Annotated in this window: 27 protein-coding genes, 1 tRNA gene and 1 pseudogene; 19 read left to right on the top strand and 10 right to left on the bottom strand. The window is 66.0% G+C overall.

Going from position 1 to position 24444, the window contains the following annotated elements:
* The coding region (gene ykgO, locus V2B31_RS08525; RefSeq protein ID WP_328277413.1) for a type B 50S ribosomal protein L36 at positions 1 to 119 on the top strand (119 nt) is incomplete at its 5' end.
* A 264-nt stretch (positions 120 to 383) separates the two neighbouring features.
* Here the strand turns inward: ykgO and pyk are convergent.
* On the bottom strand, positions 384 to 1850 hold the full coding sequence (gene pyk / locus V2B31_RS08520; protein ID WP_328277407.1) for a pyruvate kinase: 1467 nt from the start codon (positions 1848 to 1850) through the stop codon (positions 384 to 386).
* Between the two features lie 114 nt (positions 1851 to 1964).
* Between pyk and V2B31_RS08515 the strand changes: the two genes are divergently transcribed.
* The 5 genes from V2B31_RS08515 (at position 1965) to ruvC (ending at position 4392) form a co-directional block, all read left to right on the top strand.
* Entirely contained in the window at positions 1965 to 2264 is a 300-nt protein-coding gene (locus V2B31_RS08515; protein ID WP_328277405.1) for a DUF1244 domain-containing protein, read from the top strand.
* A gap of 40 nt (positions 2265 to 2304) precedes the next feature.
* Complete coding sequence (locus tag V2B31_RS08510) at positions 2305 to 2547, top strand: DUF2312 domain-containing protein (protein ID WP_328277403.1); 243 nt, start codon at positions 2305 to 2307, stop codon at positions 2545 to 2547.
* A 30-nt stretch (positions 2548 to 2577) separates the two neighbouring features.
* Complete coding sequence (locus tag V2B31_RS08505; RefSeq protein ID WP_328277401.1) at positions 2578 to 2904, top strand: heavy metal-binding domain-containing protein; 327 nt, start codon at positions 2578 to 2580, stop codon at positions 2902 to 2904.
* Between the two features lie 71 nt (positions 2905 to 2975).
* Positions 2976 to 3719 carry a YebC/PmpR family DNA-binding transcriptional regulator gene (locus V2B31_RS08500; RefSeq protein ID WP_328277399.1) on the top strand — a complete coding sequence of 248 codons (744 nt, stop codon included), beginning with the start codon at positions 2976 to 2978 and terminating at the stop codon, positions 3717 to 3719.
* Positions 3720 to 3900: 181 nt separating this feature from the next.
* Entirely contained in the window at positions 3901 to 4392 is a 492-nt protein-coding gene (gene ruvC, locus V2B31_RS08495; RefSeq protein ID WP_328277397.1) for a crossover junction endodeoxyribonuclease RuvC, read from the top strand.
* Between the two features lie 148 nt (positions 4393 to 4540).
* Here the strand turns inward: ruvC and V2B31_RS08490 are convergent, their stop codons facing one another.
* The 3 genes from V2B31_RS08490 to V2B31_RS08480 all read right to left on the bottom strand — a co-directional run bounded on the left by V2B31_RS08490 (position 4541) and on the right by V2B31_RS08480 (position 7764).
* Positions 4541 to 5257 carry a dienelactone hydrolase family protein gene (locus V2B31_RS08490; protein WP_328277395.1) on the bottom strand — a complete coding sequence of 239 codons (717 nt, stop codon included), beginning with the start codon at positions 5255 to 5257 and terminating at the stop codon, positions 4541 to 4543.
* A gap of 16 nt (positions 5258 to 5273) precedes the next feature.
* Positions 5274 to 6269: a 50S ribosomal protein L11 methyltransferase gene (locus tag V2B31_RS08485; RefSeq protein WP_328277392.1), complete on the bottom strand. Its 996-nt coding sequence runs from the start codon at positions 6267 to 6269 to the stop codon at positions 5274 to 5276.
* Positions 6270 to 6432: 163 nt separating this feature from the next.
* Positions 6433 to 7764, bottom strand: coding sequence for a methyl-accepting chemotaxis protein (locus V2B31_RS08480; RefSeq protein WP_328277390.1), 1332 nt, complete (start codon positions 7762 to 7764; stop codon positions 6433 to 6435).
* A gap of 206 nt (positions 7765 to 7970) precedes the next feature.
* Between V2B31_RS08480 and sdhC the strand changes: the two genes are divergently transcribed.
* Genes sdhC through sdhA form a run of 3 tightly spaced genes read left to right on the top strand, consistent with a single transcriptional unit; the run spans position 7971 to position 10557 of the window.
* Complete coding sequence (sdhC, locus tag V2B31_RS08475; RefSeq protein ID WP_328277388.1) at positions 7971 to 8366, top strand: succinate dehydrogenase, cytochrome b556 subunit; 396 nt, start codon at positions 7971 to 7973, stop codon at positions 8364 to 8366.
* Positions 8366 to 8755, top strand: a complete 390-nt coding sequence (gene sdhD / locus V2B31_RS08470) for a succinate dehydrogenase, hydrophobic membrane anchor protein (RefSeq protein WP_328277386.1) — start codon at positions 8366 to 8368, stop codon at positions 8753 to 8755. Before sdhC ends, sdhD begins: the two co-directional genes overlap by 1 nt.
* On the top strand, positions 8755 to 10557 hold the full coding sequence (sdhA, locus tag V2B31_RS08465; protein WP_328277384.1) for a succinate dehydrogenase flavoprotein subunit: 1803 nt from the start codon (positions 8755 to 8757) through the stop codon (positions 10555 to 10557). Before sdhD ends, sdhA begins: the two co-directional genes overlap by 1 nt.
* A 57-nt stretch (positions 10558 to 10614) precedes the next feature.
* Here the strand turns inward: sdhA and V2B31_RS08460 are convergent, their stop codons facing one another.
* A complete protein-coding gene (locus V2B31_RS08460) occupies positions 10615 to 11232 on the bottom strand; it encodes a TetR/AcrR family transcriptional regulator (RefSeq protein WP_328277382.1) in 618 nt (205 codons plus the stop codon).
* 91 nt (positions 11233 to 11323) lie between these two features.
* On the opposite strand from V2B31_RS08460, the gene V2B31_RS08455 reads away from it, so the two are divergent.
* Entirely contained in the window at positions 11324 to 11794 is a 471-nt protein-coding gene (locus tag V2B31_RS08455) for a tryptophan-rich sensory protein (RefSeq protein WP_328277380.1), read from the top strand.
* 25 nt (positions 11795 to 11819) lie between these two features.
* Here V2B31_RS08455 and V2B31_RS08450 read toward each other — a convergent pair whose 3' ends face one another.
* From V2B31_RS08450 to V2B31_RS08440, 3 genes are read right to left on the bottom strand one after another with little or no spacing between them, the layout of a single operon-like run.
* Entirely contained in the window at positions 11820 to 12095 is a 276-nt protein-coding gene (locus tag V2B31_RS08450; RefSeq protein WP_328277378.1) for a type II toxin-antitoxin system RelE/ParE family toxin, read from the bottom strand.
* Positions 12092 to 12346, bottom strand: coding sequence for a type II toxin-antitoxin system ParD family antitoxin (locus tag V2B31_RS08445; RefSeq protein WP_328277376.1), 255 nt, complete (start codon positions 12344 to 12346; stop codon positions 12092 to 12094). The genes V2B31_RS08450 and V2B31_RS08445 overlap by 4 nt, the downstream gene beginning before the upstream one ends.
* A gap of 44 nt (positions 12347 to 12390) precedes the next feature.
* Positions 12391 to 13359 carry a magnesium and cobalt transport protein CorA gene (locus V2B31_RS08440; RefSeq protein ID WP_328277374.1) on the bottom strand — a complete coding sequence of 323 codons (969 nt, stop codon included), beginning with the start codon at positions 13357 to 13359 and terminating at the stop codon, positions 12391 to 12393.
* 202 nt (positions 13360 to 13561) lie between these two features.
* Here V2B31_RS08440 and V2B31_RS08435 point away from each other — a divergent pair, with 202 nt between their 5' ends.
* The 9 genes from V2B31_RS08435 to V2B31_RS08395 all read left to right on the top strand — a co-directional run bounded on the left by V2B31_RS08435 (position 13562) and on the right by V2B31_RS08395 (position 22083).
* Positions 13562 to 14080: a hypothetical protein gene (locus V2B31_RS08435; protein ID WP_328277411.1), complete on the top strand. Its 519-nt coding sequence runs from the start codon at positions 13562 to 13564 to the stop codon at positions 14078 to 14080.
* A 175-nt stretch (positions 14081 to 14255) separates the two neighbouring features.
* A complete protein-coding gene (locus tag V2B31_RS08430; protein ID WP_328277372.1) occupies positions 14256 to 14963 on the top strand; it encodes a response regulator transcription factor in 708 nt (235 codons plus the stop codon).
* Positions 14964 to 15090: 127 nt separating this feature from the next.
* The gene (locus V2B31_RS08425; RefSeq protein WP_328277370.1) at positions 15091 to 15789 is read left to right on the top strand and encodes a carbonic anhydrase; all 699 of its coding nucleotides are present in this window, start codon (positions 15091 to 15093) and stop codon (positions 15787 to 15789) included.
* Positions 15790 to 15792: 3 nt separating this feature from the next.
* The gene (locus V2B31_RS08420; protein ID WP_328277368.1) at positions 15793 to 17289 is read left to right on the top strand and encodes a SulP family inorganic anion transporter; all 1497 of its coding nucleotides are present in this window, start codon (positions 15793 to 15795) and stop codon (positions 17287 to 17289) included.
* A gap of 243 nt (positions 17290 to 17532) precedes the next feature.
* Positions 17533 to 18378, top strand: coding sequence for a TorF family putative porin (locus V2B31_RS08415; RefSeq protein ID WP_328277366.1), 846 nt, complete (start codon positions 17533 to 17535; stop codon positions 18376 to 18378).
* A gap of 135 nt (positions 18379 to 18513) precedes the next feature.
* A complete protein-coding gene (locus V2B31_RS08410; RefSeq protein ID WP_328277364.1) occupies positions 18514 to 19224 on the top strand; it encodes a response regulator transcription factor in 711 nt (236 codons plus the stop codon).
* Entirely contained in the window at positions 19221 to 20549 is a 1329-nt protein-coding gene (locus V2B31_RS08405; protein ID WP_328277362.1) for an ATP-binding protein, read from the top strand. Before V2B31_RS08410 ends, V2B31_RS08405 begins: the two co-directional genes overlap by 4 nt.
* A gap of 91 nt (positions 20550 to 20640) precedes the next feature.
* Positions 20641 to 21648: a serine O-acetyltransferase EpsC gene (gene epsC / locus V2B31_RS08400; RefSeq protein ID WP_443021910.1), complete on the top strand. Its 1008-nt coding sequence runs from the start codon at positions 20641 to 20643 to the stop codon at positions 21646 to 21648.
* Between the two features lie 90 nt (positions 21649 to 21738).
* Positions 21739 to 22083 carry a hypothetical protein gene (locus V2B31_RS08395; RefSeq protein WP_328277360.1) on the top strand — a complete coding sequence of 115 codons (345 nt, stop codon included), beginning with the start codon at positions 21739 to 21741 and terminating at the stop codon, positions 22081 to 22083.
* Positions 22084 to 22194: 111 nt separating this feature from the next.
* On the opposite strand, the gene V2B31_RS08390 is transcribed toward V2B31_RS08395, so the two are convergent.
* Both V2B31_RS08390 and V2B31_RS08385 read right to left on the bottom strand, forming a co-directional pair.
* A tRNA-Gln gene (locus V2B31_RS08390) sits at positions 22195 to 22268 on the bottom strand.
* 223 nt (positions 22269 to 22491) lie between these two features.
* Positions 22492 to 24444 (bottom strand): annotated as a pseudogene (locus V2B31_RS08385) (DNA-directed RNA polymerase subunit beta'); the annotation flags it as partial.

The following is a 24444-nucleotide window of genomic DNA, read 5'->3' as shown; positions in this document are numbered from 1 at the left end:
TCCGCAACTCGCTCAAGTCGCTCAAGGGCCGCCACCGGGACAACCGCGTGATCCGCCGTCGCGGCCGCACCTATGTCATCAACAAGACCAACCGCCGCTTCAAGGCCCGCCAGGGCTGAAGCAGCGCGCTGTTGCTGACGCGGCGGCGGTCTTCTTGAAGAAGCGCTGAGCGCCCGGTCGATGATCGGGCGCTTTTCGCGTTGCGGCGCGCTGTCTTAGATCATCGCGCCTTTAATCTGATCCGTTCGCTTCGAGCAGGTTCGAGCGACGTCGAGAACCGTCCGTCGAGAAGGTCGTGGCAAGCGTTCTCGATACGCTTTCTCGACTTCGCTCGAAAGCTACTCGAACCGAACGGCAGTGGTTCGGATTTGACGCTCAATGCTCTAAAAGGTCGGATTGTCGTCCCGGCCCTTGAGCTCGTCGCCCCGGATCGCGGCGACGTGGAGCACGTTGGTCGAGCCGGGCGTTCCGAACGGCACGCCGGCCAGCACCACGATCTTGCCGCCCTTTTCGACCATCGCGTGGCGCAGCGCCATGCGGCGGGCCTTGCCGATCATCTCCTCGAAGGTGCCGATATCCTTCGTCCGCACCGCATGGACGCCCCAAGTGAGGCCAAGCTTGCGGGCGGTGTCGGAGCGCGGGGTCAGCGCCAGGATCGGCGCGGAGGGGCGCTCGCGCGCGACGCGGCGCACGGTGCTGCCCGACGAGGTGAAGCAGGTGATGGCGCTTGCCCCGGTGACCGACACGATGCCGCCCGCCGCTTCGGCGAGCGCGTCGGCGGTGGTCGGGTCGGGCCGGGTCTCGGTATAATGGAGCCGGCCAAAATAGCCGGGATCGCGCTCGACGCTATGCGCAATGGCGTCCATCATCGCGACCGCCTCGACCGGCCAGTCGCCCGCCGCCGTCTCCGCCGACAGCATGATCGCATCCGCCCCGTCATAGACCGCCGTCGCCACGTCCGACACTTCGGCGCGGGTGGGGGAGGGGGATTTTATCATCGATTCGAGCATCTGGGTCGCGACCACCACCGGCCGCCCCAGGCGCCGCGCGGTGGCGACGATCTGCTTCTGGAGCGGCGGCACCGCATGGGGCGGCAGTTCGACGCCGAGGTCGCCGCGCGCGACCATCACGCCATCGGCCAATTCGACGATTTCCTCCAGCCGTTGCACGGCGGATGGCTTCTCGATCTTCGCCATGAGCGCGCCATAGCCGCCCATCAGCTTGCGCGCCTCGGCCAGATCCTCGGGCCGCTGCACGAAGCTCAAGGCGATCCAGTCGCAGCCCTGGCTGATCGCAAAGCTCAAATCGCGCCGGTCCTTGTCGGTGAGCGCCGGGACGGGGACCACCACGTCGGGCACGTTGACGCCCTTGCGGTTGGACAGCGTGCCGCCGACTTCGACGATCGTGTCGATGCGGTCGTCGGTCACGGCCTTGACGCGCAGCACCAGCTTGCCGTCATCGAGCAGCAGCCGGGTCTCGGGCACCAGAGCGGCGTAGATTTCGGGGTGGGGCAGGTTGACGCGCCGCGCATTGCCGGGGGTTTCGTCCCGGTCGAGCACGAAGTTGGCGCCCGTTTCCAGGATCGCCAGCCCCTTCTCGAAGGTGCCGACGCGCAGCTTCGGCCCCTGAAGGTCGCCCAGGATCGTCGTGGGGCGATGAAATTCCTTTTCCAGCTCGCGGATGGTGGCGATGCGCTTGGCATGATCCTCATGCGCGCCATGGCTCATGTTGATGCGGAAGGCGTCCGCGCCGGCGACGAACAAAGCCCGGATCATCTCCGCGCTGTCGCTGGCGGGACCGAGCGTCGCAAGGATGCGGACCTTGCGGGAGCGGGGCGGCAATTTCGACATTCATGCTCCTGACCGTCTTGATCGTCGCTGGCGTGCTCATGGCCTTGCCAGTGCGTCGTTATGGGTTATCCGTGCTGCACGACAGGATGATGTATTTCAGCGAAAGGATCGCCGATGGCCGACACCATACTCACAGATGCGGTGGCTGCAACCGCCTTCCGCCGTCTGGTCGCGCATTTGCAGCATCGAACCGATGTCGAGAATATCGACCTGATGGGCACGGCGGGCTTTTGCCGCAACTGCCTCGCTGACTGGGTCGCCGAGGCGGACGGCGCCCTCACCCGCGACGAGGCGCGCGAGATCATCCACGGGATGCCCTTTGCCGAATGGAAGGCCAAGCATCAGGGCGAGGCGACGCCCGAGCAGATCGCCCGGATGAAGGAGAGTGTGGCGAAGAACGCCGACAGCCATTAGAGGCGTCCGCCAACCCGATTCACATATGGAGATTTTGGACATGAGCGAGGGCAACGTCGCCGCCGACCAGCTGCGGCTTCTGATCGAGCGCATCGAGCGGCTGGAGGAAGAAAAGAAGGGCATCGGCGACGACATCAAGGACGTCTATCTGGAAGCCAAGGCGACGGGGTATGATGTGAAGATCATGCGCCAGATCATTCGTCTGCGGAAGATGCAGCCTCATGACCGCCAGGAGATGGAGGCGATCCTTCAGACTTACCTTGCCGCTTTGGGTATGGAATAAGGTTGGTCTTACCCAATCAGGAGAGGGCCCATGTCCGAGATCATCGTCAGCACCACCAGCCGTTTGGAAGGGCGGCCGGCGAAGGAATATCTGGGCATTGTCACCGGCGAGGTGATCGTGGGCGCGAACCTCTTCCGCGATCTCTTCGCCAGCGTGCGCGATATCGTGGGCGGACGCTCGGGCGCGTATGAGGATGTGCTCCAGCGCGCCCGCGAACAGGCGATCGGCGAAATGCGGATGCGTGCCGCGACACTGGGGGCCAATGCCGTCGTCGGCGTCGATCTCGACTATGAGGTGCTGGGCGCCAATGGGTCGATGCTGATGGTGTCGGCGTCGGGGACGGCTATTATCTACTGACCGTTGCGGGACCGGCAAGCGCTCGCTAGAGAGCGCGCTTCGGTTTCCACATATTATGTCAGGAGAAGGCCGTGGCCGGCCATTCCAAATTCAAGAACATCATGCATCGAAAGGGCGCGCAGGACAAGAAGCGCTCCTCGATGTTCTCCAAGCTGAGCCGCGAAATCACCGTCGCGGCCAAGATGGGGATGCCCGACCCGGACATGAACCCGCGCCTGCGCCTGGCGGTCAACGCCGCCAAGGCCCAGTCCATGCCCAAGGACAATATCCAGCGCGCGATCGACAAGGCGTCGGGCGGCGACATGGAGAATTATGAGGAAGTGCGCTACGAGGGCTATGGCCCCGGCGGTGTCGCGATCATCGTGGAAGCGCTGACCGACAACCGCAACCGCACCGCGACCAACGTGCGCACCGCATTCTCCAAGAATGGCGGCAATCTGGGCGCGTCGGGCGCGGTGAGCCATGGCTTCGAGCGCCTCGGCCTCATCACCTATCCCGCGAGTGCGGGCGATGCTGACGCGGTGTTCGAGGCGGCGCTGGAAGCGGGCGCGGACGATGTTTCCTCGACCGAAGAGGAGCATGAGATCTGGACCGCGATGGACGCGCTCCACGAAGTCGCCAAGGCGCTGGAAGCCAAGCTCGGCGCGGCCGACAGCGCCAAGCTCGCCTGGAAGCCGACCACCACCGTCGAGGTCGATGAAAGCAACGCCGGCACGCTGATGAAGCTGGTCGACACGCTGGAGGATGACGACGACGTCCAGACCGTGTGGGGGAACTACGAAGTGTCCGACGCGGTCATGGAGAAACTGGGTTGACGATCCTTCCCTCTCCCCTTGGGGGAGAGGGTTGCGGAGCCTTGGCGGCTGTGCCGCCTAGGCGAAGCTGGGGGAGGGGGCAGTCCAACGCCTGCGGCTCTCGCCCCCCTCACCAAGCGCGGCTAGTCGGCATGCCGACAAGCCTTGCTATCCTCTCCCCCCAGGGGAGAGGATCGGCGGCATGATCCTCCTCGGTCTCGATCCTGGCCTTGGCACCACCGGCTGGGGCGTCATCGCCGCCGATGGCAACCGGCTGACGCATATCGACAACGGCCAGATCAAGACCGATGCCGAGATGGCGCTGGCGACGCGGTTGCTGGCGCTCGATCTTGCGCTGACCGACCTCATCCTCGAGCATAAGCCCGATGGCGCGGCGGTCGAGGAGGTGTTCGTCAACGTCAATCCGCAATCGACGCTGAAGCTGGGGCAGGCGCGCGGCGTCGTGCTGCTCGCGGCGTCGCGATCGGGCATGGAGGTCGGCGAATATGCCGCCCGGCTCGTCAAGAAATCGGTCGTGGGCGTCGGCAATGCGTCGAAGGATCAGGTCCACGCAATGGTCCAGCGGCTGCTGCCCGGCGCGAAGATCGCCGGGCCGGATGCCGCCGACGCGCTTGCTGTCGCGATCACCCACGCCCATCATCTGGCGAGTGCGCGGCGGATACCGAGGCGGTGAATGTCGAAGGGACAATCCTCCCCCTTAGGGGGAGGGGGACCGTTCGCGTAGCGAATGGTGGAGGGGTGTCACCCTATCGATAGCGTGACACCCCTCCGTCAGGGCTTCGCCCTGCCACCTCCCCTTCCAGGGGAGGATGTGGATGAGCCTATCCGAAAAGCTCGCCCAGGAAATCCGCCATCGCGCCGAAGCTGCGCCGGTCGGCGTCGGCATTATAGGCCAGGCCCTTGTCGGGCATGTTGACGGCATGGTCGGTGAAGGCGTGGCCGGTATGGCCATAGGCGTGGATCTGCCAGTCGCAGCCTGCGTCGGTCAGTTCCTGTGCCAGCGCGACGGTGGCGTCCGGCGGAGCGAGCGGATCGCTCCAGCCGTGGCAGATCAGCAGCTTCGCGGTGATCGTCACATGGGGGAAGGGCGGCGCGTCATAGACGCCGTGGAAGCTGACGCCGCCCGCTATGTCCGCGCCCGAGCGGGCGAGATCGAGCACGCATTTGCCGCCGAAGCAGAAGCCGATCGCGGCGGTGTGCGCCGGATCGACCTCTGGCAGCGCCTTGAGCGTGTCGAGCGCTGCATTCACCCGCGCGCGCAACATCGCCCGGTCGGCGTTCAACGCATTCATGAAGCGCGCCGGATCGGCATCGGCGCGCGTAGCGCGGTTGCCTCGTCCGAAGACGTCGGCGACGAGCACGCTGTAGCCGAGCGCCGCGACCCGTTCCCCATAGGCGAAGTCGGCATCCTTGATACCCAGCACATTGGGAAAGAGCAGGATGCCCGGCCTGGGAGCCATGCCCTCGTCCACTAGGGCGACGCTCTCGAACGGCGCGCCGTCGATATCATGCAGGATGGTCCGCCGCGTCATGGCCATAGTCCGCCTCCTCTTGTCAGATGCTGCCGAAGCCGGGCGCTTCGCCGCGCGCCGCCGGATTGAGCCGCCTTGGGCGCTTCCAGCCGATGCGGGGCCGCTTGCGCAGGCGCAGGGTCGGCCAGTCGCCCCGATCGCTGCGCTCGGCAAGGCGCATCCCTTCCGCGCGATAGGCGGCGAGCACGGCGTCGGCCTGTTCGTTCAGCAGCCCGGCGAGCAATATCGTTCCACCATCCTCCACCAGCGCGCAGAGCGAGGGCGCGAGTTCGATCAACGGACCGGCGAGGATGTTGGCGATGAGCAGGTCGTAGGGCGCACGGCCGACCAGCGCCGGGTGATTGCCCCCCGCCGCCGTCACCAGCGCCAACCGCCCCGGCCCGTCGCCCAGCCTGACGCCATTGGCGCGCGCATTGTCCGCGCTGATCTCCACGGCAACGGGATCGATGTCGGACGCGATGGCATAGGCGCGCGGCCAGAGAGTGAGCGCGGCGAAGGCGAGCAGCCCGGTGCCCGTTCCGATATCCGCGACGTTGCGGAAGCGCATCCCCACCCGCCGCATCCGGTCGAGCATGGCGAGGCAGCCCGCTGTCGTCTCATGCTGCCCGGTGCCGAAGGCGCGGCCCGCCTCGATCAGCAGGTTGACATGCCCCGGCAGTTGGGGATCGGCGGCGATGTTGCGGATATGGAAGCGGCCGGCAGTCACCGGCTCCAGCCCCTGCTGGCTCATCGTCACCCAATCCTCGTCGGGCAGCGCCTCGACCACGGGCTTCAGCCCCGCCGCGCTCGGCACCAGCGTTCGCAGCAGCTTGATCGCGGCCGGCCCCGGCTTGCCCTCGAAATAGGCGTCGAGCCGCCACAATCCCGCATCCCCGTCCGCCTCGCTGGTCATCAGCACCGGCGGATGGTCCATCAGCGCGAAGGCGGCGATGTCCCCGTCGATCGCCTCGGCCTCGGCGCGGGTGCAGGGCAGGGTGACTTTCCAGCTCTGGACGGCTGGCGGCGCGGCATCGGTCATCCCGCCGCCTTAGAGCAGGGCGGCGGGCAGGGGAAGCGTCAGGCGAAGGGGCACACCCCACTCGTCACCCCGGCCGAAGAGCCGGGGTCTCGCTGCCTTGTGCCTAAAGAAGAAGCGGGACCCCGGATCAAGTCCGGGGCGACGAGCGCGCGGGTGAAAGCCGTCAGGCGACCTGGCGGCCGAAATCGGAGGAGGCGTTGCGCAGGCTGGCGAGCTTGCCTTCGACGCTCATGAAGCCGCGCTCCAGCTGGTCGATTTCCGACGCGACCACTTCGGTGTCCTGGCGGATCGCCGAGATGGTGGTGGACATGGAGTCGGCGGCGAGCGCGGTTTCGTCCACGGCGGCGGTAATCATGGTGACGGTCTGCGCCTGCGCGTCCATCGCGTGGCGGATGCGTTCGGCGCTGGCCTTCACTTCGCCCACCGTGTCGCGGATGCGCTCGTTGGTTTCGACCGACAGGCGGGTCGACGCCTGGATGTCGGCGATCTTGCCGGCGATCTCGTCGGTCGCCCGCGCGGTCTGATTGGCGAGGCTCTTCACTTCCTGCGCGACGACAGCGAAGCCGCGTCCGGCGTCACCGGCGCGCGCCGCCTCGATCGTAGCGTTGAGCGCCAGCAAATTGGTCTGCCCAGCGATGTCGCGGATGAGGCCCAGGATCGATTCGATCGACTTGGCATGATCAGACAAAGTGGAGGACATGGCGACCGCATCGCCCGACTGGGCGGAGGCGCGCTGCGCCACTTCGGCGGCGCTTTCCACTTCGGTGCGGGCGTCCTCGATCGCGCGGATCAGGCCGGCCGAGGTGCGGGCGGCTTCGCGCATGGCGAGCGCCGACTGCTCGGCCGCGGCGGCGACTTCGGACGCCTTGCCCAGCATCCCGCGCGTGGCGGCCGACGCATCCTTGGCCTGCTCGCGCAGCGATTCGCCGAGTTTCGACGCCCCATCGATTTCGCCCACGATGCGCTGCTCGAACAATGTGCCATAGCGTTGCCGCTCGGCCCGCTGCGCTTCGGCCTGATCGCTCGACAGGACATTGGTCATGAAGGCCGAATCGATCATCGCAATGGTCTGCATCGTGCGCAGCAGCCGTCGCTTCGTCGCCTCGTCGGCGCAGCGTTCCCAAAGGAGATCGGCAATGCGTTCGTTCGCAGCGGCCACAGCGCTCAGCACAGAGCGCACCGGCACATCATGTTTGCGTGCATGGCGCACGCAATCGGCCGCCGATTGCGCCCAGCGGCCCGCGCTGAAATGCAGCAGCTTTTCGCGGGCATAGGCGGTCGATTCGGTCTGGATGCGGGCGATCACCTGGGGGCTCAGCTGCTGATCCAGGCCGGTTTCGCGCATATAGACCGAATAGAAGGTCGCGCCCACGCTCTCCAGATCGTCGCCGATCAACTGGCCGATCTCTCCCGCCGCGTTCGCGATCGCGCCGGTTGGATCGATCCCCGCCAGATAGTCCGACGTCCCGTGGGAGGAAGGAGGAATGGACGACATGAAGGACAGCCCCTGCTGGTGATGTTTTTTGCTCCGCCCCTGATAGCGCGCGTTGGTTAATCACTCCTTATGCCTGACCGCTCAATTCGCGTCGCACCCCAGCCGCCAACCTGCCCGATCGTCCAGCGTTGCATCGCTTGCCCTCTTGGCGCTTCGCTCTTAAGGGGACCAGACTCGAGGATAAAGCATCAGGGATCTGGGTAGATATGGCGCGCACCAAAAGCCGGCCGCTCTCGCCGCACTTGACCATCTGGAAATGGGGGCCGCACATGGCCGTTTCCATCATGCATCGCGTGACCGGCAATGGCCTGGCGACGGTCGGCGCGCTCGGGCTCGTCTGGTGGCTGATGGCGGCGGCGATGGGGCCGGACGCCTATGCGTTCTTCGTGACATGCGCGACGTCGCCGATCGGCTATCTGGTGATGATCGGGCTGAGCTGGTTCTTCTTCCAGCATATGGTGTCGGGTTTGCGCCACTTCGTGCTGGACATCGGCGCGGGCTATGAGCTCAAGACCAACAAGAGCTGGTCGCTGGCGACCTTCGCCATTTCGGCGCTCATCACCATCCTCTTCTGGCTCTATATCTTCGGAAAGGCGTTCTGATGGGCACCGGTACGGGTATCGGCCGCGTCCGCGGTCTCGGCTCCGCGCGGCACGGCGCGCATCATTGGCTGGCGCAGCGCTACACCGCCGTCGGCAACCTGCTGCTGGTGCTGTGGCTGCTGTTCAGCCTCATCAGCCTGCCTGGCCTGGACTATGAAAGCGTCGTCGGCTGGATTTCCAACCCGCTGGTCGCGGTGCCGCTGATGCTGATGCTGGTCAGCATCTTCTGGCACCTGCGCCTGGGAATGCAGGTGATGCTGGAGGACTATGTCCACGACAAGGGCCTCAACTTCTTCTGCATCCTGCTGCTGAACTTCTACGCGATCGGCGGCGCGGCCGCGGGCATCTTCGCGATCGCCAAGATCGCCTTCACGGGGGTCGTCGAATAATGAGCGAAGCCTACAAGATCATCGACCATAGCTACGACACCGTGGTCGTCGGCGCGGGCGGTTCGGGCCTGCGCGCGACCATGGGCAGCGCCGAAGCGGGCCTCAAGACCGCCTGCATCACCAAGCTGTTCCCCACCCGCAGCCACACAGTTGCGGCGCAGGGCGGCATCGCCGCTAGCCTTGGCAACAATTCGCCCGATCACTGGACCTGGCACATGTACGACACCGTCAAGGGGTCCGACTGGCTGGGCGATCAGGACGCGATCGAATATATGGTGCGCGAAGCGCCCGCCGCCGTGATCGAGCTGGAACATGCCGGCGTGCCGTTCAGCCGCAACGAGAATGGGACCATCTACCAGCGTCCCTTCGGTGGCCATATGCAGAATATGGGCGCCGGCCCGCCGGTGCAGCGCACCTGCGCGGCGGCCGACCGTACCGGCCACGCCATGCTGCACGCGCTCTATCAGCAGTCGCTGAAATATGACGCGGACTTCTACATCGAATATTTCGCCATCGACCTCATCATGGAAAATGGGGAATGCCGGGGCGTCGTCGCCATCTGCATGGAGGATGGCAGCATCCACCGCTTCCGTGCCCATGCGGTCGTGCTGGCGACGGGCGGCTATGGCCGCGCCTATTTCTCCGCCACCTCGGCGCATAGCTGCACCGGCGACGGCGGCGGCATGGTGCTGCGCGCGGGGCTGCCGCTGCAAGACCTTGAGTTCGTGCAGTTCCACCCGACCGGCATCTACGGCGCGGGCGTGCTCATCACCGAGGGCGCGCGCGGCGAGGGCGGCTATCTCACCAACTCCGAGGGCGAGCGCTTCATGGAGCGTTACGCGCCGTCGGCGAAGGATTTGGCGTCGCGCGACGTCGTTTCCCGCTCGATGGCGATGGAGATGCGCGAAGGGCGCGGCGTTGGCCCGAACAAGGACCATATCTTCCTGCACCTCGACCATATCGATCCCAAGGTGCTGGCCGAGCGTCTGCCCGGCATCACCGAAAGCGGCAAGATTTTCGCCGGCGTCGATTTGACCCGCCAGCCGCTGCCGGTGACGCCGACGGTCCATTATAATATGGGCGGCATCCCCTGTAACTATCATGGGCAGGTGGTGACGAAGATCGGCGACGATCCCGAAGTCGTGGTGCCCGGCCTCTACGCCGTGGGCGAAGCGGCTTGCGTGTCGGTCCATGGCGCGAACCGCCTCGGCTCCAACAGCCTGATCGACCTTGTCGTGTTCGGCCGCGCGACCGGCCTGCACCTCAAGGAGACGCTGAAGCCCAATGGCAGCCACAAGCCGCTGCCCAAGGATTCGGCCGATCTGGCGCTTAGCCGCCTCGACACATATCGCAACGCCAAGGGCGGCTCGCCCACGGCCGCGATCCGCCTCGAAATGCAGCACACGATGCAGAAGCACGCCGCCGTGTTCCGCGACAGCGCGCTGCTGGCCGAGGGCGTTTCCAAGATGGAGCAGGTCAACAAGCGGCTGGAGGATGTCGCCGTCACCGATCGCTCACTGATCTGGAACACCGACCTTATCGAGACGCTGGAGCTGGACAATCTTATGTCCCAGGCGGTCTGCACGATGGTCAGCGCGGAAAACCGCAAGGAAAGCCGTGGCGCCCACGCGCATGAGGATTTCCCGAACCGCGACGACGAAAACTGGATGAAGCACACCGTCAGCTGGTTCGACGGCTGGGGCGGCACGGGCGGCGGCGTGAAGCTCGATTACCGTCCGGTGCATGATTATACGCTCACGGACGAGGCGGAATATATCAAGCCGAAAGCGCGCGTATATTGAGCCACCAAGCCATTGTGGCGAATGAGGGGCGGGCCGAACGGCTCGCCCTTTTTTGCATCATGGCGCCCATCCCCGCACGAACGCCTCGGCATGGGTCCGGGCGAAATCGTCGAGATTGAGCGGCCGCATCGCCGCGCCGCCCAGCGCCTGCTGGTGCAGCGCCGCCAGCACCAGCGGCGCGACGAAGGCCAGCGCGGCGGTGCGCACATCGCACGCGCGCATGTCTCCGGCGGCCTGATGCGCCGCCAGCCGTGACTCCACCGCCGCCAGCGTCGGTTCGAGGATATGGTCGAGATAGGCAGGGCCGCTGCCTTCCCGATGCAGCCCTTCACGTAGGCCGATGACATGCACGTCGCCAAGCCCTTGCCGGTGGCCCTCCACGATGTCCGCCGCCAGCGCCGCCATCGACGCCGCGAAATCGCCCTGCGGCGCGGCCGCACGCGCAAGATGCGGCGCGCCGTCCGCTTGGGTCGCCGCCAGCACCGCTTCGACCACCCCCTCGCGCCGGCCGAAATAATGGGTGATCGTCGGCACGCTTACCCCCGCTGCCGCCGCCAACTCGCGCATCGAGGGGAGTGCGCCGTCCCCTTCCGCCAGCCGTGCGCGCAGCTTCTCCAGCAGCGCCGCACGCCTGGCGTCATGATGCGCGCCCTTCGCCCCGGTCGTCCGCGCCATCTTTTGTCTCGTTGCCTCCTGTCCCAACGGCCATATTAAATATAGCAAATGATATAGTTAATATGCCCCTTATCGGACAAGGAGCTATAGCATGAACGGGTTCAACGATACGGGTCTGCGGGGGATGATCGCCAATCTGGCGCTGCCGGTGGGGCTGACGCTCGCGCTCAACGGCTTCGTCTTTGCGGTCGGCTGGGCCGGGGAGCCGGCGCGGAACCAACGGCTGCCGATGCTGCCCCCCGACTGGGCGATCGGCACGATCTGGGTCGTGCTGCTCGCGCTGATGGGGCTCGCCCGCTGGGTCTATCTCCGCCGGTCGGGCGACAGCGGCGCGCGCAGCTGGGCGCCGATGGCGCTGGCGGCCTTCTGCCTCGCCTTCCCCTTCTACACAGGTGGCCTGTTGATGGGGCCGGCCGCCTTCTGGGGCACTGTAGCGACAGTCGCGCTGACGCTCGCCACCATCTTCCTGCTCAACGCGCGCGACCGCCGCTCGCCCTGGCTGTTCGTGCCCACGGCCTGCTGGGGCGGCTATGTGACGTGCGTCATGCTGCGCTTCATGTGACGGGGAAGGGTGATCTAAAGATGCCTCAGCGCGTCCATGCGCTCGTGCAGGACGCGCATGACGGTGATCGCGTCTCCTTCGCGTTTGAAGTAGCAAATGTGGCGACCGGCCTTGTTCGCCAATAACCTGTGCGCGCTTCGTCGATCGGGTGGCCCATCGAAGGATTTTCCGCCGCCATCGCCAGCGCCGAGTGGATGGCGCCGACATAGGCGTCGGCCTGTGCGGCGCTCCAATGATCGAACGTATAGAACCAGACGTCAGCCAGATCGCGATGCGCCGCTGGTGTGAACGCGACTGTCACGCAGATTTTCGCAAATGGCGCATATGCATTTCGGCCAGGAACGCATTCAATTCGAACTCCGTCGCGATGCCGCTCTCCTCGCCCTCGATCAGTGCGGCCCGCAGCGCCTCCAGCCTCCGCTCCTCATCCTCCAGCAGGCGCAGCCCCGCGCGGATGACTTCGCTGGTGGAGCCGTAGCGGCCCTCGCGCACCTTGCGTTCGGCATATTCGCGGAAATGATCGCCCAGGGCGACGGAGGTGGTCTTGCTCATGGGACGGCCTTACCAAATATTGGTAGCCGCTCCAAGGCCAAGCGTCACAGCCATTTGAGCTTCTTGAACCGCGCATAGAGAATAGCGCAGATCGCCGCGATCACGCCCAGCACGACCGGATAGCCGAACCGGCTCTTGAGTTCGGGCATATGCTCGAAATTCATGCCGTAAATGCCGGCGATCGCGGTCGGCACCGCCAGGATCGCGGCCCAGGCGGCGAGCTGGCGGGTGATGTCGCCGGTGCGCTGCTGTTCCAGCAGGTTGGACGATTCGAACACGCTGTTCAAAATTTCGCGCAGATCGTCGACCATCGTCTGCACCCGGCGCACATGGTCGCGCACGTCGGCGAAATAGGGCCGCGCTTCGACATCGACGCAGGGCAGGTCGATCTTGACGAACTTGGTCGCCACTTCCTGCATCGGCACCAGGATGCGCTGGAAGCGGATGAGTTGGCGGCGCAGGTTGAAGATGCGGTTGATCTCCGCGCGGCCGAGAAACTGGTCGAGCATCGTCTGCTCCATCGCCAGCACTTCCTCCTCGATGCCCTCGATGATCGGCAGATAGCCATCGACGATGAAGTCGAGGATGGCGTGCGCGACATAATCCACCCCTTGGGCGAGGCGCTGCGGCACAGCCTCCAGGTCCGCTCGCAGCATCAGATGCGCGCGCGCCGATCCGTGGCGCACGCTGATGAGATGGCTGTGGCCGATGAAGAGCGCGGTTTCGCCATAGCAGATCGCGCCATCCTCGACATGGGCGGTGCGGGCGACGACGAACAGCTGGTCGCCATAGATATCGACCTTGGGTAGCTGGTTGGCGTTGATCGCGTCCTCCACCGCCAGCGGGTGCAGGCCATAGGTGCGCTGGAGCGTCTGCATCTCCTCCAGGCTGGGGTCGGCGACGCCGATCCAGATGAATTCGGATTTGTCCTCCGGGCAATCGATCCGTTCGTCGATGGCGACCGGGCGGATGCGCTGGCCATGGCGATAGAGATAGGCGGCGATGACAGTCATGCATGTTTCCCTGCTGTTGCTGCCGCCTAGCAGAAGCGGACTGCTTCGTCAGCGTCCCGGCGCAGCCCTGGGTCGCTCCGCATGATTTATCCTCATAGGGCTGGCGCCTGACTTCGCGCTGACATAGTTGGGGCGCAGAGGGGGCATCGACGCAGGCGGAGGAGCGGAGGGGCTTTCCGTATGCAGGACCGGAGCCGTGCCCTTGACCATCCGCACCATCGATTTCGAAGCGTCGTGCCTGCCGCGCCACGGCCGCTCCTTCCCCATCGAGGTCGCCATCGCCGCTGGAGGCTCCGCGCGAAGCTGGCTCATCCGCCCGCACGAAAGCTGGGCGGACTGGGACTGGACCGAAGAGGCGCAGGCGCTGCACGGCCTGTCCCGAGCGCGGGTGACGGCCGAGGGTTTGCCGGCGGAAACGGTGATGGCGGAACTGGCCGCCGCGGCGGGTGACGCCCGCATCATCGCCGATAGCCCGATCGACCAATATTGGCTCGACTGCCTGGCGCGGGCGGCGGGCAGGACAGCGCCCTTCCGCATCGATCATGTCGCCACGCTGTTCGACGAGCGCGGGGCCGATTCGGCGCGGATCGCCGCGGCCGTCGCGCGCGCCGACAGGCTCGGTCTCGTTCGCCACCGCGCCGCTGCCGATGCGCTCTGGCTGGGCGCTGTGATCGACGGCCTCGCCGAACCGGCCATGCGCGAACTGGTCGCCGCCGAATAGCCGCCGGCAATGCGCAGCAATATTTTGTCACGGCCTGCCCATGCAGGAGACAAGGACACCGCCTAATGCCGACACTGGTCGCGCACGCCGCGCGGGCGCGACCGCTGGAGGATAGGAGGCCCATGCCGCAGAGCGCCACTACTGCGTCCCTCGTCCGCTCCGCCGGGCGCGCGCGATGACGCCGCCGCTGATCCTGGTCGCGGAGACGCAGCAGCATCTGCGTCGCGACGTGCGCGACTATCTGGAAAAAAGCGGGTTTCGCGCCGTGCCGGCCGCATCGGCGCATGACGTGTTCCACGCGCTGGCAAGCACGCCGGTCGGCGCACTGGTGCTCGACGCGGCGCTGCGCGGGCCGGACGGGCTCGATCTGTGCCGCGACGTCCGGGAAAAGAGCGACATCCCCATCATCCTGGTCGGCGCGGACAGTTCGGAGGTCGATCGCGTCGTGGGCCTGGAACTGGGCGCGGATGATTATATGGCGAAGCCCTATTCGGGGCGGGAACTCGCCGCCCGGCTGCGCGCGGTGTTGCGCCGGGCGCGGGGCGAGCGGGCGGCTGGCACGCGCCGGCATAATCAGGTGCTGTTCGACGGCTGGCTGGTCGATTTCGCGCGCCGCGAAGTCACCGCGCCGTCGGGTGCGCGCGTGGACCTGACCGGCGCGGAATTCGCGCTGCTCGGCGTTTTCCTCGATCATCCGCAGACCATCATCGCCCGCGCCCGGCTGATGGAGCTGGCCGGGGTGCGCGAAACGCCGTCGTCCGATCGGAGCATCGACGTGCTGGTCAGCCGCCTCCGCCGCAAGCTCAGCGAAGGACGGCCGGCGCCGATCGTCACTGTGCGGGGCGCGGGCTATATGTTCAGCGTCGCGCCCGAGCGCCGCTGAGCGGTCGCCCATTAGTCAGACACATAATTTAACAAAGCCGCTGCGACGCAGCAAAACCCCGTCCCTATCCTTTACATTCCGCCGATCCGCCCCCGATCGGCCAAGCGATATGAGAAGGATAGACTCCATGAACGAGCTAATCGGTCGCGTCTTCAGCTTCGAGACCAAGGTCTTTCCGAACGAAAGCGCGCTTTACAACCAGCTGGCGAGCCAGGGCCAGAGCCCCAAGGCGCTGATGATTTCCTGCGCCGACTCGCGCATCGTCCCCGAACATATCATGCAGGCGCAGCCCGGCGACCTGTTCGTCTGCCGCAACGCCGGCAATATCGTCCCGCCCCATGCGAGCCAGCTTGGCGGCGTCACCGCGACGGTCGAATATGCGGTCATGGTGCTGGGCGTGCGCGACATCATCGTGTGCGGTCACAGCGACTGCGGCGCAATGAAGGCGCTCGCCACCGATGCCGACTTGACCGCCATGCCCAATGTCGCCGCCTGGCTGCGTCACAGCCTCGCCGCGCAGAAGGTGTGCCGCGACAGCTATCCCGCCGATCTTAGCGACGCGGAAAAGCTGCGCAACATGGCGCTCGAAAATGTCGTGGTTCAGCTCGCCCATCTGCGCACCCATCCTTCGGTCGCGTCGGGCATCGCGCGCGGCGAGATCGCCCTGCACGGCTGGTATGTCGATATTCATGCGGGCCAGGTGCTCGGCCTTGACGGCGAGACCGGCCAGTTCGTTCCGCTGCGCGAAGGCCAGCCGCTTCCCGTCGCGCAGCCTCACGCGCGCCGGCTGGCGGCTGCCCCTGCCTACGCCCAGGCCGCGGAGTAAGCCATGCTCAAGACCCTTTCCGGCGGCACGATCGGCCGCGACCTGACTGCATCCATCGTCGTGTTTCTGGTGGCGATGCCGCTGTGCATGGGCATCGCCGTGGCCTCCGGCGTGCCGCCGGAAAAGGGCCTCATCACCGGCATAATTGGCGGTATCGTCGTCGGCCTGCTCGCGGGCTCCCCGCTTCAGGTCAGCGGCCCGGCCGCCGGCCTTGCCGTTATCGTCTTTGAAATCGTGCGCGAACAGGGCATGTCCGCTCTGGGGCCGATCCTGATCCTGGCCGGCGCGATCCAGGTTATCGCAGGCCTGGCGCGGGTAGGGGGCTGGTTCCGCGCCATCTCCCCTGCCGTCGTCCATGGCATGTTGGCGGGGATCGGCGTGCTGATCGTCGTCGGCCAGTTCCATGTGCTGTTCGATGACAAGCCCCTGTCGAGCGGCCTGCACAATCTGATCGCGATGCCTGGCCAGATTTTCGGCCTGACCAATCAGGACGCCGCTACCGCCTTCATGGTCGGCCTCATCACTATCGGCGGCATGTTGGGGTGGGAGAAGTTCCGTCCCGCCTCGATGAAGCTGATGCCGGGCGCTCTGGTCGGCGTGGTGCTGGCGACACTCACCGCTTTCCTGTTCGACCTGCCGGTCGCGCGCGTCGTAGTGCCCGAATCGATCATCGGCGCGATCACGCCGCCCGAGGCCGGGCTGCTCGCACAACTGATGAACCCCACGATCATCACTACCGCGATCGCGATCGCCTTCATCGCCAGCGCCGAGACGCTGCTGTCGGCCGCTGCGGTCGACCGGATGCATGACGGGGTGCGCACCAATTACAACAGGGAATTGAGCGCGCAGGGCGTTGGCAACCTGCTCTGCGGCTTTGCCGGCGCGCTGCCGATGACGGGCGTGATCGTCCGCTCCTCGGCCAACGTGCAGGCTGGGGCCAAGACCCGGCTGTCGACCATCCTTCACGGCATCTGGATTCTGGGCTTCGTCGCTCTGCTGCCCTGGCTGCTGCGCGAAATCCCGATGGCGGCGCTGGCCGGCGTGCTGGTCATCACCGGCGTCCGCCTGGTCAGCCTCGCGCATGTGAAGCATCTCTTTCACCTCTACGGGCCGCTGCCGGCGCTCGTATGGGCGGCGACCCTGATCTGCGTGGTGGCGACCGACCTTTTGACCGGCGTGCTGGTGGGCATCGGCCTGTCGCTACTGGAACTGCTGCCCCATGCCCGGACGTTGGGCCTCAAGGTCGAAGAAGAAAGCCGGGGCGAGGCGCATGAGGTCGCGCTGCGCGGCACGGCGACCTTCTTCAACCTGCCCAAGCTGTCCGCCAAGCTCGAATCGCTGCCCGCGGCCGGCCTCGTCATCCTGAATGTCGAGCGGCTGCGCCATATCGACCATACCTGCGCCGAGATGCTGCGCGAGTGGGTCGATCGTCGGCGCGGGGCAGGGGCGCCTGTCGAACTGTTCGGCGCGACCGGAAGGATGCGCCAGATCGTCGCCTGACCTCCCACCTCCCAGGCGTCGTTCGTGCCGCCGCGCCCGTCCCCCCGGCGCGGCGGCACTTTTGCGCTCGGCAGCGGTTGTTGCAACTTCGCAACAGCGGCAAGCGCCATTTCGCAGATGCGGCATTTTTTAATTTGAGTTTCTCTCCGATCAGCATATTCAGAGCGCGTCCGCCGCAAACTGAAAGCGCAACAGACTTTCGGGCCGGTGGAAGCAGGACGGAACATTCTTTCGTAAAGGGGAATGTTCATGAATTACAAAATCGCCTGTGCCGCTCTCGCGCTGATGTCGAGTGTCCCGGCTTTCGCGCAGGAAGAACCCGCCAGCCCCGTCACCGTGACCGGCAGCGTCGGCCTGACGACCGACTATCGCTTCCGCGGCGTGTCGCAGAGCGACCGTGGCATGGCTATTCAGGGCGGCATCACCGCCACGCATGAAAGCGGCTTCTATGTCGGCACCTGGGGCTCGAACCTCGGCGGCTGGGGTCGTTTTGGCGGCGCGAACATGGAACTCGACCTGATCGCCGGCTATTCGGCGTCGCTGGGCGAAGGCACGACGGTCGATGTCGGCCTGACCTGGTATATGTATCCGTCGGGCGCGGACGAAACCGATTTCGCCGAACCCTATATCAAGCTCTCGCACCAGTTCGGCCCGGTCAAGGGGTTGGTCGGCGTCGCCTACGCCCCCAAGCAGGAAGCGCTGGGCAAATGGTGCAGCGACGCGGCCTGCACCGTGTTCGATCCGGGCGACAAGGAAGACAATCTCTACCTGTGGGCCGACATCAGCGGTTCGATCCCGGACACCCCTGTTTCGCTGAAGGCGCATCTGGGCTGGTCGAACGGCAATAGCGGCCTTGGCCCGAACGGCACGTCGGTCGCGCCGACCGGCAAATATCTCGACTGGCTGGTGGGCGCGGACGTCGCCATCCCCGGCACGCCGCTGACCGCCAGCGTCGCCTATATCGACACCGACATTGCGCGGGTCGAGGAGGAATATCTGCGGCCGAACTTCATGGTCAACGACAGCAAGGACTTCGGCAAGTCCATCGCGCGTGGCACGGTCGTCTTCTCGCTGACCGCCGCCTTCTGATCGGCACGCCCGCCGGCCCCCTCATCAGGGCCGGCGGGCGATCGCCTGTTACAATATATTGCTGCCGGAACGATCGGCAGCCCTACGCCCTCGCGGACAGTTGACCCGGATCGGGGCCGCCCCTATCCCGATGCCATGACCGCGCCGTCGATCATCCTCGTCGAAGACGATCCGCCGCTCCGCACGCTCACCGCCCGCGCGCTTCAGGAACATGGCTACCTCGTCCGCCCGGCCTCGTCCGGCCCGGAAATGTGGGTGGCGTTCGATGCGGGGCCGGTCGATCTCGTCGTGCTGGACGTGATGCTGCCGGGCACCAACGGCATCGATCTCTGTCGCCAGATTCGCCGCAAGAGCGACGTTCCCATCATCTTCATCAGCGCCAAGGGCAGCGAGACCGACCGTATCGTCGGTTTGGAACTGGGTGCGGACGATTATCTGCCCAAGCCCTTCGGCACCCGCGAACTGATCGCGCGCATCCGCGCCATTCTCCGCCGCGTGGGCGTCGAGCGCGGCCCCGACGATCACCGCGAGAGCGAAGCGCATTTCGACGGCTGGTCGGTCAATTTCCGGCGTCGCGAGCTGCGTTCCCCGACCGGCGCGATCGTTGACCTGACGGGTGCCGAGTTCGACCTGCTCGGTTCCTTCCTCAGCCATCCGCAGCGGGTCATCGCTCGCGAACGGCTGATCGAACTCTCGCGCACCCGCATGGGCGACAGCAGCGACCGCAGCATCGACGTGCTGGTGAGCCGCCTGCGCCGCAAGCTGTCGAGCGCGGATCGGCCGGCGCCGATCACCACCGTCCGGGGCGTCGGCTATATGTTCAACGCAGAGGTCAGCCGCGCTTGAGGTGGCGCCTGCGGGGATCGATCGGACTGCTCGGCCGGCTGTTCGCGATCCTGTTGGCGACCGTGACGCTGGAGTTCGCCGTCGGTACGCTGATCTACGAGCGGGCAAGCCAGCTTTCGCTCCAGGACGACGAGGCGCGGCGGCTCGCCGAGCATCTGGTCATCGCGCGCAAGCTGCTGTCCGAAAATCCCAGCCGCGAACGGCCGGCGCTCAGCTTCCAGCTCACGACCGACCGCTACGATGTCCACTGGTCTCCCGCCGCGCCCCCGCCGCCGCCGCTTTCGCCCGGACTGGAGCGGATGCGCCGACAGATCATCGACTGGGAACCCAGCCTTGAGAAAGCGAGCCTCTGGCTCCGCCTGACCCCTGGCCGCCATTCGGAGATTAATGGCGGGCTGCGTCTGCCCGATGGCAGCTGGCTCTATTTCGGGATGCACCATTCGGGCGGCAAATGGGCCTTCACCATCGGCCGCATGGGGCTGGCGCTGATCCCGATGCTGGCGCTGCTGATCGCCGGCTGGCTGCTGATCCGCCGCACGCTCGCGCCGCTGCGCGATCTCACCCACGCCACCCACCGGATCGGGCGGGGGGTGGAGGTGATGGTGCCCGAAGCCGGCACCAGCGACGTGCGCAACCTCATCACCGCGTTCAACGCGATGCAGGCGCGCATCCATCGCCTGATCGACGAACGGACCGAAACGCTCGCGGCGGTCGGCCATGACCTGCGCACCCCGCTCGCGCGGATGCAGCTGCGGGTCGAGAGCGTCGCCGACCCTGACCTGCGCGAGGCGATGAGCGACGACCTCGACGAAATGGGCGAGATGCTCGAATCGCTGCTCGCCTATTTCGGCGGCGACAGGGAGCCCGAATCGCCGGTGCGCAGCGACGTCGCGGTCAGCATCGCGACGGTGGTCGACGCCTTTCAGGATCACGGCCATGACGTGACCTATGACGGCCCCGATCATCTGGAAATGACCGTGCGCGCCCTGTCGCTGCGCCGCGCGGTGCGCAACCTCATCGAAAATGCGCTGCACTATGGTCATCGCGCGCGCGTGTCGCTGGAGCGCAAGGACGGGGAGATATTGATCCGCATCGACGATGACGGGCCGGGCATTCCGCGCGACCGGCTGGAGGAAGTGCTGCGCCCCTTCGCCCGGCTGGACGAAGCGCGCCAGCGCAATACCCGAGGCCTCGGCCTTGGCCTCGCCATCGTGCAGAAGGCGGTCGCGGCGGAGGGCGGCACCTTCCTGCTCGCCAACCGGCCCGAAGGCGGGCTGCGCGCCGAAATCTGCCTTGCCGCGCCGCGCTCAACCGGGCGCGGCTAAAAGAGAAACTGTCCGTCCCCAAGCAAAACTCGTTTATCGCCCCCCGCGCGGCCAAGCTATGCCGGCATGTGTCGAAGTGCATGAGGCGGATATGATGGCGGACGGACCGGACGGGGATCGCATCGTCGAGGGCTATTGGGATCTGGACCAGCTGGTGGCCGATCTGGGCGCGGCGCGCAGCCGCTGGCGGCAGGCGCAGCGCCATCACGCCGAATATGGCGCGGAGGGCTTCCCCTCGCGCGCGAACCTCACGAAGATCATGCAGGCGCTCTGCGGCGCGCTTTTCCCGCTGCGGCTTGGTCCCAGCTTCGTGCGTCTCCATAATGAGGACGCCTTCGTCGCCGAAACGCTCCAGACCGTGCTCAGCCGCCTTTACGGGCAGATCAGGCTGGAGCTGATCTATGCGTTGAAGAACGAGCCGGCCACCGTGCTGGACCGGGAGGCGGCGCGCATCATCGGCGGCTTCGCCCAGAGCCTGCCTGCTTTGCGCGAATTGCTCGACACCGATGTCGATGCCGCTTTCCTGGGCGATCCCGCCGCGCGCAGCGTAGACGAGGTGCTGATCTGCTACCCCTCGATGCTGGCGATCATCCACCATCGCCTGGCGCATCGGCTCTACCAGCTGGGCGCGCCTTTGGTCGCGCGGATCATGTCGGAAATCGCGCACAGCGCCACCGGCATCGACATCCACCCCGGCGCGCGGATCGGTCACAGCTTCTTCATCGACCATGGCACCGGCGTCGTGATCGGCGAGACCGCGATCGTCGGCGACCGGGTGCGCCTCTACCAGGGCGTGACTCTCGGCGCGCGCAGCTTCCCCGCCGACGAGAAGGGCGGCCTTGAAAAGGCGATCCCGCGCCACCCGATCATCGAAGATGATGTTGTCATCTACGCCGGCGCGACGATCCTCGGCCGCATCATCGTCGGCAGCCGGTCGGTCATCGGCGGCAATGTCTGGCTGACCGACAGCGTCCCCGCCGACAGCAATGTGCGCCAGGCCAAGGCCCAATATGAGGTCACCAGCCGCGTCGAAGTCTCCGCCCCCCATCGCGTCCATGCGCTGCTGGAGAGCACGGACGGAGTGGGGGAGAATATTTGACGGGGCGGGCAAACCTGCTCATAATGACGGCAATCCAGAGCAGATGGGACGGGCGAGGTGCCCGGCCCCTTGTTATGCACTGGAGAAATAATGGCAGACAAAGTTAAAGCTGTTCGCATCATGTGCGACTTCTGCGCCGATGGGGTGTGGAATGCACCGTCGGTTCCGAATAGCAGCATGGATGGCTTTCGGGTCAGCGATCCTCTGTGGCAGCGCATTCAGGACTGGCAACGCTGGCATGACACCCAGAACCCCCTGAAGTCCCCTGACCCTGCATTCGATCTGCGGGGCTTCGTCGCCGAGGGCTATGCCATTGCACGCGCCGTGAAAGCCGAACTGCCCGACTGGGTGGTCATCTACAGTGACGAGGCATTGCTGACGCAGTCCATCGAGACCGGCGATCAGTCGATTGAGTGGTTAATAGAAATTACTTGATGCCATGCTGATCGGCACTGTCCAAGCGCAACAGCCGGCGTGCCGGATCGAACATTGTCTGAGCGAATGAAGCGCCAAAGCGCCGATAGTGGAGCGCGTGGTGCGAAATTGTGGATGCCCGACAAGGATTCGAACCTTGATTGACGGAGTCAGAGTCCGCTCTCTTACCATTAGAGGATCGGGCATCATCGGCGGCCATATGGTCGCTAGAGGGGCGCAGATAGGCGGGGGCAGGCGGGTGGTCAAGGGGTTTTTGCGCCGTAAACAATGCCCCGCGCGCCGGGCAAAAAGAAACCCGCCGGGGCGCTGGGCGCTTCCGGCGGGCCTTATCGCCGCCCTGTCGAGGCGCGGCGGGCATGGGAGCCATAGCTTATATAGGCGATGGCTCCCGCCGTTTCAAATCAGGGCTCAGCCCTCGTCGCTCTTGAGCAGGTAGTCGCCCGCGTCCGCGTCGGTGCCGTGGGTCTCGCCCGCGGCGATGCCCAGCGGATCGTCGCCGATCGCGGCTTCCGGTCCCTGCGCCAGTTCGGCGGCATGTTCCTCGGCCGCCGTGCGCGGAGCGATGCGGTGCGCGTCGTTGGTCGCCCGCAGCGCGGCCCGCAGCGCCGCATCGCGCGACGAAGCCGCGACGCGCAGCCGGTTCATGCCAGCGCCGGTGCCCGCCGGGATCAGGCGGCCGACGATGACGTTTTCCTTGAGGCCGACCAGCGTGTCCTTCTTGCCCTGGACCGCCGCCTCGGTGAGGACGCGGGTGGTCTCCTGGAAGGACGCCGCCGAGATGAAGGAGCGGGTCTGGAGCGACGCCTTGGTGATGCCGAGCAGCACCGGCTTGCCCTCGGCCGGCTGGAAGCCGGGCTGGAGCTTGCTGTTGATCTCGTCCATCTCCTCACGATCGACCTGCTCGCCCACCAGCAAAGTGGTGTCGCCGGACACGGTGATCTCGACCTTCTGCAGCATCTGACGAACGATCGTCTCGATATGCTTGTCGTTGATCTTCACGCCCTGCAAGCGATAGACTTCCTGGATTTCCGCGACCAGATATTCGGCCAGCGGCTCGATACCCAGAACTTCCAGAATGTCATGCGGATCGGGCGAACCGCCGATCAGATTGTCGCCGCGCTTGACATAGTCGCCTTCCTGAACGTCGATCACCTTGCTCTTGGGGATCAGATATTCGACCGGCTCGCCGCCATCCTCGGGGACGATGGCGATCTTGCGCTTCGCCTTATAGTCCTTGAGGAACTGCACCCGGCCCGAGACCTTCGCGATGATCGCATTGTCCTTGGGCTTGCGCGCCTCGAACAGCTCGGCGACGCGCGGCAGACCGCCGGTGATGTCGCGGGTCTTGGCCGCTTCACGGCTGACACGCGCCAGCACGTCGCCAGCCTGCACCTGAGCGCCGTCGTCCACCGACAGGGTCGCGCCCACCGCCAGCATGTAGCGTGCGGCCTCGCCGGACTGGTCGTCCAGCAGGGTCAGGCGCGGACGCAGATCCTCCTTGGTGCGGGCCGAGCCACGGAATTCCGTGACCACGCGCTGGGCGATGCCGGTCGCTTCGTCGGTCTGCTCGGTCAGCGTCTTGCCGTCGATCAGATCCTGATATTTCACGACGCCCGGCTTTTCGGTGATGACCGGCATGGTGAACGGATCCCATTCGGCGATCCGGTCGCCCTGCGCCACCTTGTCGCCATCGGCGAACAGGATGGTCGCGCCATAGGGCAGGCGGTGCGTAGCCCGCTCGCGACCTTCATTGTCGATGATCGCGATCTCGCCGTTACGGGCGAGGCTCAGGCGACGGCCCTGCTTGTCGGTGATGGTCGGCATGTCGCGCAGTTCGATCGTGCCATCCGCCACGGATTCGAGGTTCGACGTTTCGTTGAAGTTCGCCGCGCCGCCGATGTGGAAGGTCCGCATGGTGAGCTGCGTGCCCGGCTCGCCGATGGACTGCGCCGCGATGACGCCGACCGCTTCGCCGATGTTGACCGGGGTGCCGCGAGCGAGGTCACGCCCGTAGCACTTGGCGCACACGCCCATCTTGCTCTCGCAGATGAGGGGCGAGCGGATCTTCACCGCCTGCGTGCCGATCGCCTCGATCTGCGCGATCATGGCTTCGTCCAGCAGGGTGCCGATCGGGATCATCACGCTGCCGTCCTTGCTGTCGACGATGTCCTGCGCCGTGGTGCGGCCCAGAATGCGTTCGCCGAGCGAGGCGATGGTCGAACCGCCCTGCACGATCGCCTTCATCTCCAGCGCCTTGTCGGTGCCGCAATCCTCCTCGACCACCGTGCAGTCCTGCGACACGTCGACCAGACGGCGGGTCAGGTAACCCGAGTTCGCCGTCTTGAGCGCGGTGTCGGCCAG

Origin of the sequence: Sphingobium sp., assembly GCF_036170395.1 — a bacterium.
GTDB lineage: Bacteria > Pseudomonadota > Alphaproteobacteria > Sphingomonadales > Sphingomonadaceae > Sphingobium.
The sequence above is the reverse complement of the archived record's forward strand: the minus strand, read 5'-3'. Positions and strand labels throughout refer to the sequence as shown.

Excerpts from the sequence above, each read along its gene's own strand:
- V2B31_RS08480 (WP_328277390.1), bottom strand. The coding sequence starts at position 7,764 with ATGTCGTCCATTCCTCCTTCCTCCCACGGGACGTCGGACTATCTGGCG.
- sdhC (WP_328277388.1), top strand. The coding sequence starts at position 7,971 with ATGGCGCGCACCAAAAGCCGGCCGCTCTCGCCGCACTTGACCATCTGG.
- pyk (WP_328277407.1), bottom strand. The coding sequence starts at position 1,850 with ATGTCGAAATTGCCGCCCCGCTCCCGCAAGGTCCGCATCCTTGCGACG.
- V2B31_RS08460 (WP_328277382.1), bottom strand. The coding sequence starts at position 11,232 with ATGGCGCGGACGACCGGGGCGAAGGGCGCGCATCATGACGCCAGGCGT.
- V2B31_RS08430 (WP_328277372.1), top strand. The coding sequence starts at position 14,256 with ATGACGCCGCCGCTGATCCTGGTCGCGGAGACGCAGCAGCATCTGCGT.
- V2B31_RS08415 (WP_328277366.1), top strand. The coding sequence starts at position 17,533 with ATGTTCATGAATTACAAAATCGCCTGTGCCGCTCTCGCGCTGATGTCG.
- ruvC (WP_328277397.1), top strand. The coding sequence starts at position 3,901 with ATGATCCTCCTCGGTCTCGATCCTGGCCTTGGCACCACCGGCTGGGGC.
- sdhD (WP_328277386.1), top strand. The coding sequence starts at position 8,366 with ATGGGCACCGGTACGGGTATCGGCCGCGTCCGCGGTCTCGGCTCCGCG.
- V2B31_RS08505 (WP_328277401.1), top strand. The coding sequence starts at position 2,578 with ATGTCCGAGATCATCGTCAGCACCACCAGCCGTTTGGAAGGGCGGCCG.
- V2B31_RS08395 (WP_328277360.1), top strand. The coding sequence starts at position 21,739 with ATGGCAGACAAAGTTAAAGCTGTTCGCATCATGTGCGACTTCTGCGCC.
- V2B31_RS08425 (WP_328277370.1), top strand. The coding sequence starts at position 15,091 with ATGAACGAGCTAATCGGTCGCGTCTTCAGCTTCGAGACCAAGGTCTTT.
- V2B31_RS08455 (WP_328277380.1), top strand. The coding sequence starts at position 11,324 with ATGAACGGGTTCAACGATACGGGTCTGCGGGGGATGATCGCCAATCTG.
- V2B31_RS08490 (WP_328277395.1), bottom strand. The coding sequence starts at position 5,257 with ATGGCCATGACGCGGCGGACCATCCTGCATGATATCGACGGCGCGCCG.
- V2B31_RS08510 (WP_328277403.1), top strand. The coding sequence starts at position 2,305 with ATGAGCGAGGGCAACGTCGCCGCCGACCAGCTGCGGCTTCTGATCGAG.
- V2B31_RS08445 (WP_328277376.1), bottom strand. The coding sequence starts at position 12,346 with ATGAGCAAGACCACCTCCGTCGCCCTGGGCGATCATTTCCGCGAATAT.
- V2B31_RS08410 (WP_328277364.1), top strand. The coding sequence starts at position 18,514 with ATGACCGCGCCGTCGATCATCCTCGTCGAAGACGATCCGCCGCTCCGC.
- V2B31_RS08420 (WP_328277368.1), top strand. The coding sequence starts at position 15,793 with ATGCTCAAGACCCTTTCCGGCGGCACGATCGGCCGCGACCTGACTGCA.
- epsC (WP_443021910.1), top strand. The coding sequence starts at position 20,641 with ATGATGGCGGACGGACCGGACGGGGATCGCATCGTCGAGGGCTATTGG.
- sdhA (WP_328277384.1), top strand. The coding sequence starts at position 8,755 with ATGAGCGAAGCCTACAAGATCATCGACCATAGCTACGACACCGTGGTC.
- V2B31_RS08515 (WP_328277405.1), top strand. The coding sequence starts at position 1,965 with ATGGCCGACACCATACTCACAGATGCGGTGGCTGCAACCGCCTTCCGC.
- V2B31_RS08440 (WP_328277374.1), bottom strand. The coding sequence starts at position 13,359 with ATGACTGTCATCGCCGCCTATCTCTATCGCCATGGCCAGCGCATCCGC.
- V2B31_RS08485 (WP_328277392.1), bottom strand. The coding sequence starts at position 6,269 with ATGACCGATGCCGCGCCGCCAGCCGTCCAGAGCTGGAAAGTCACCCTG.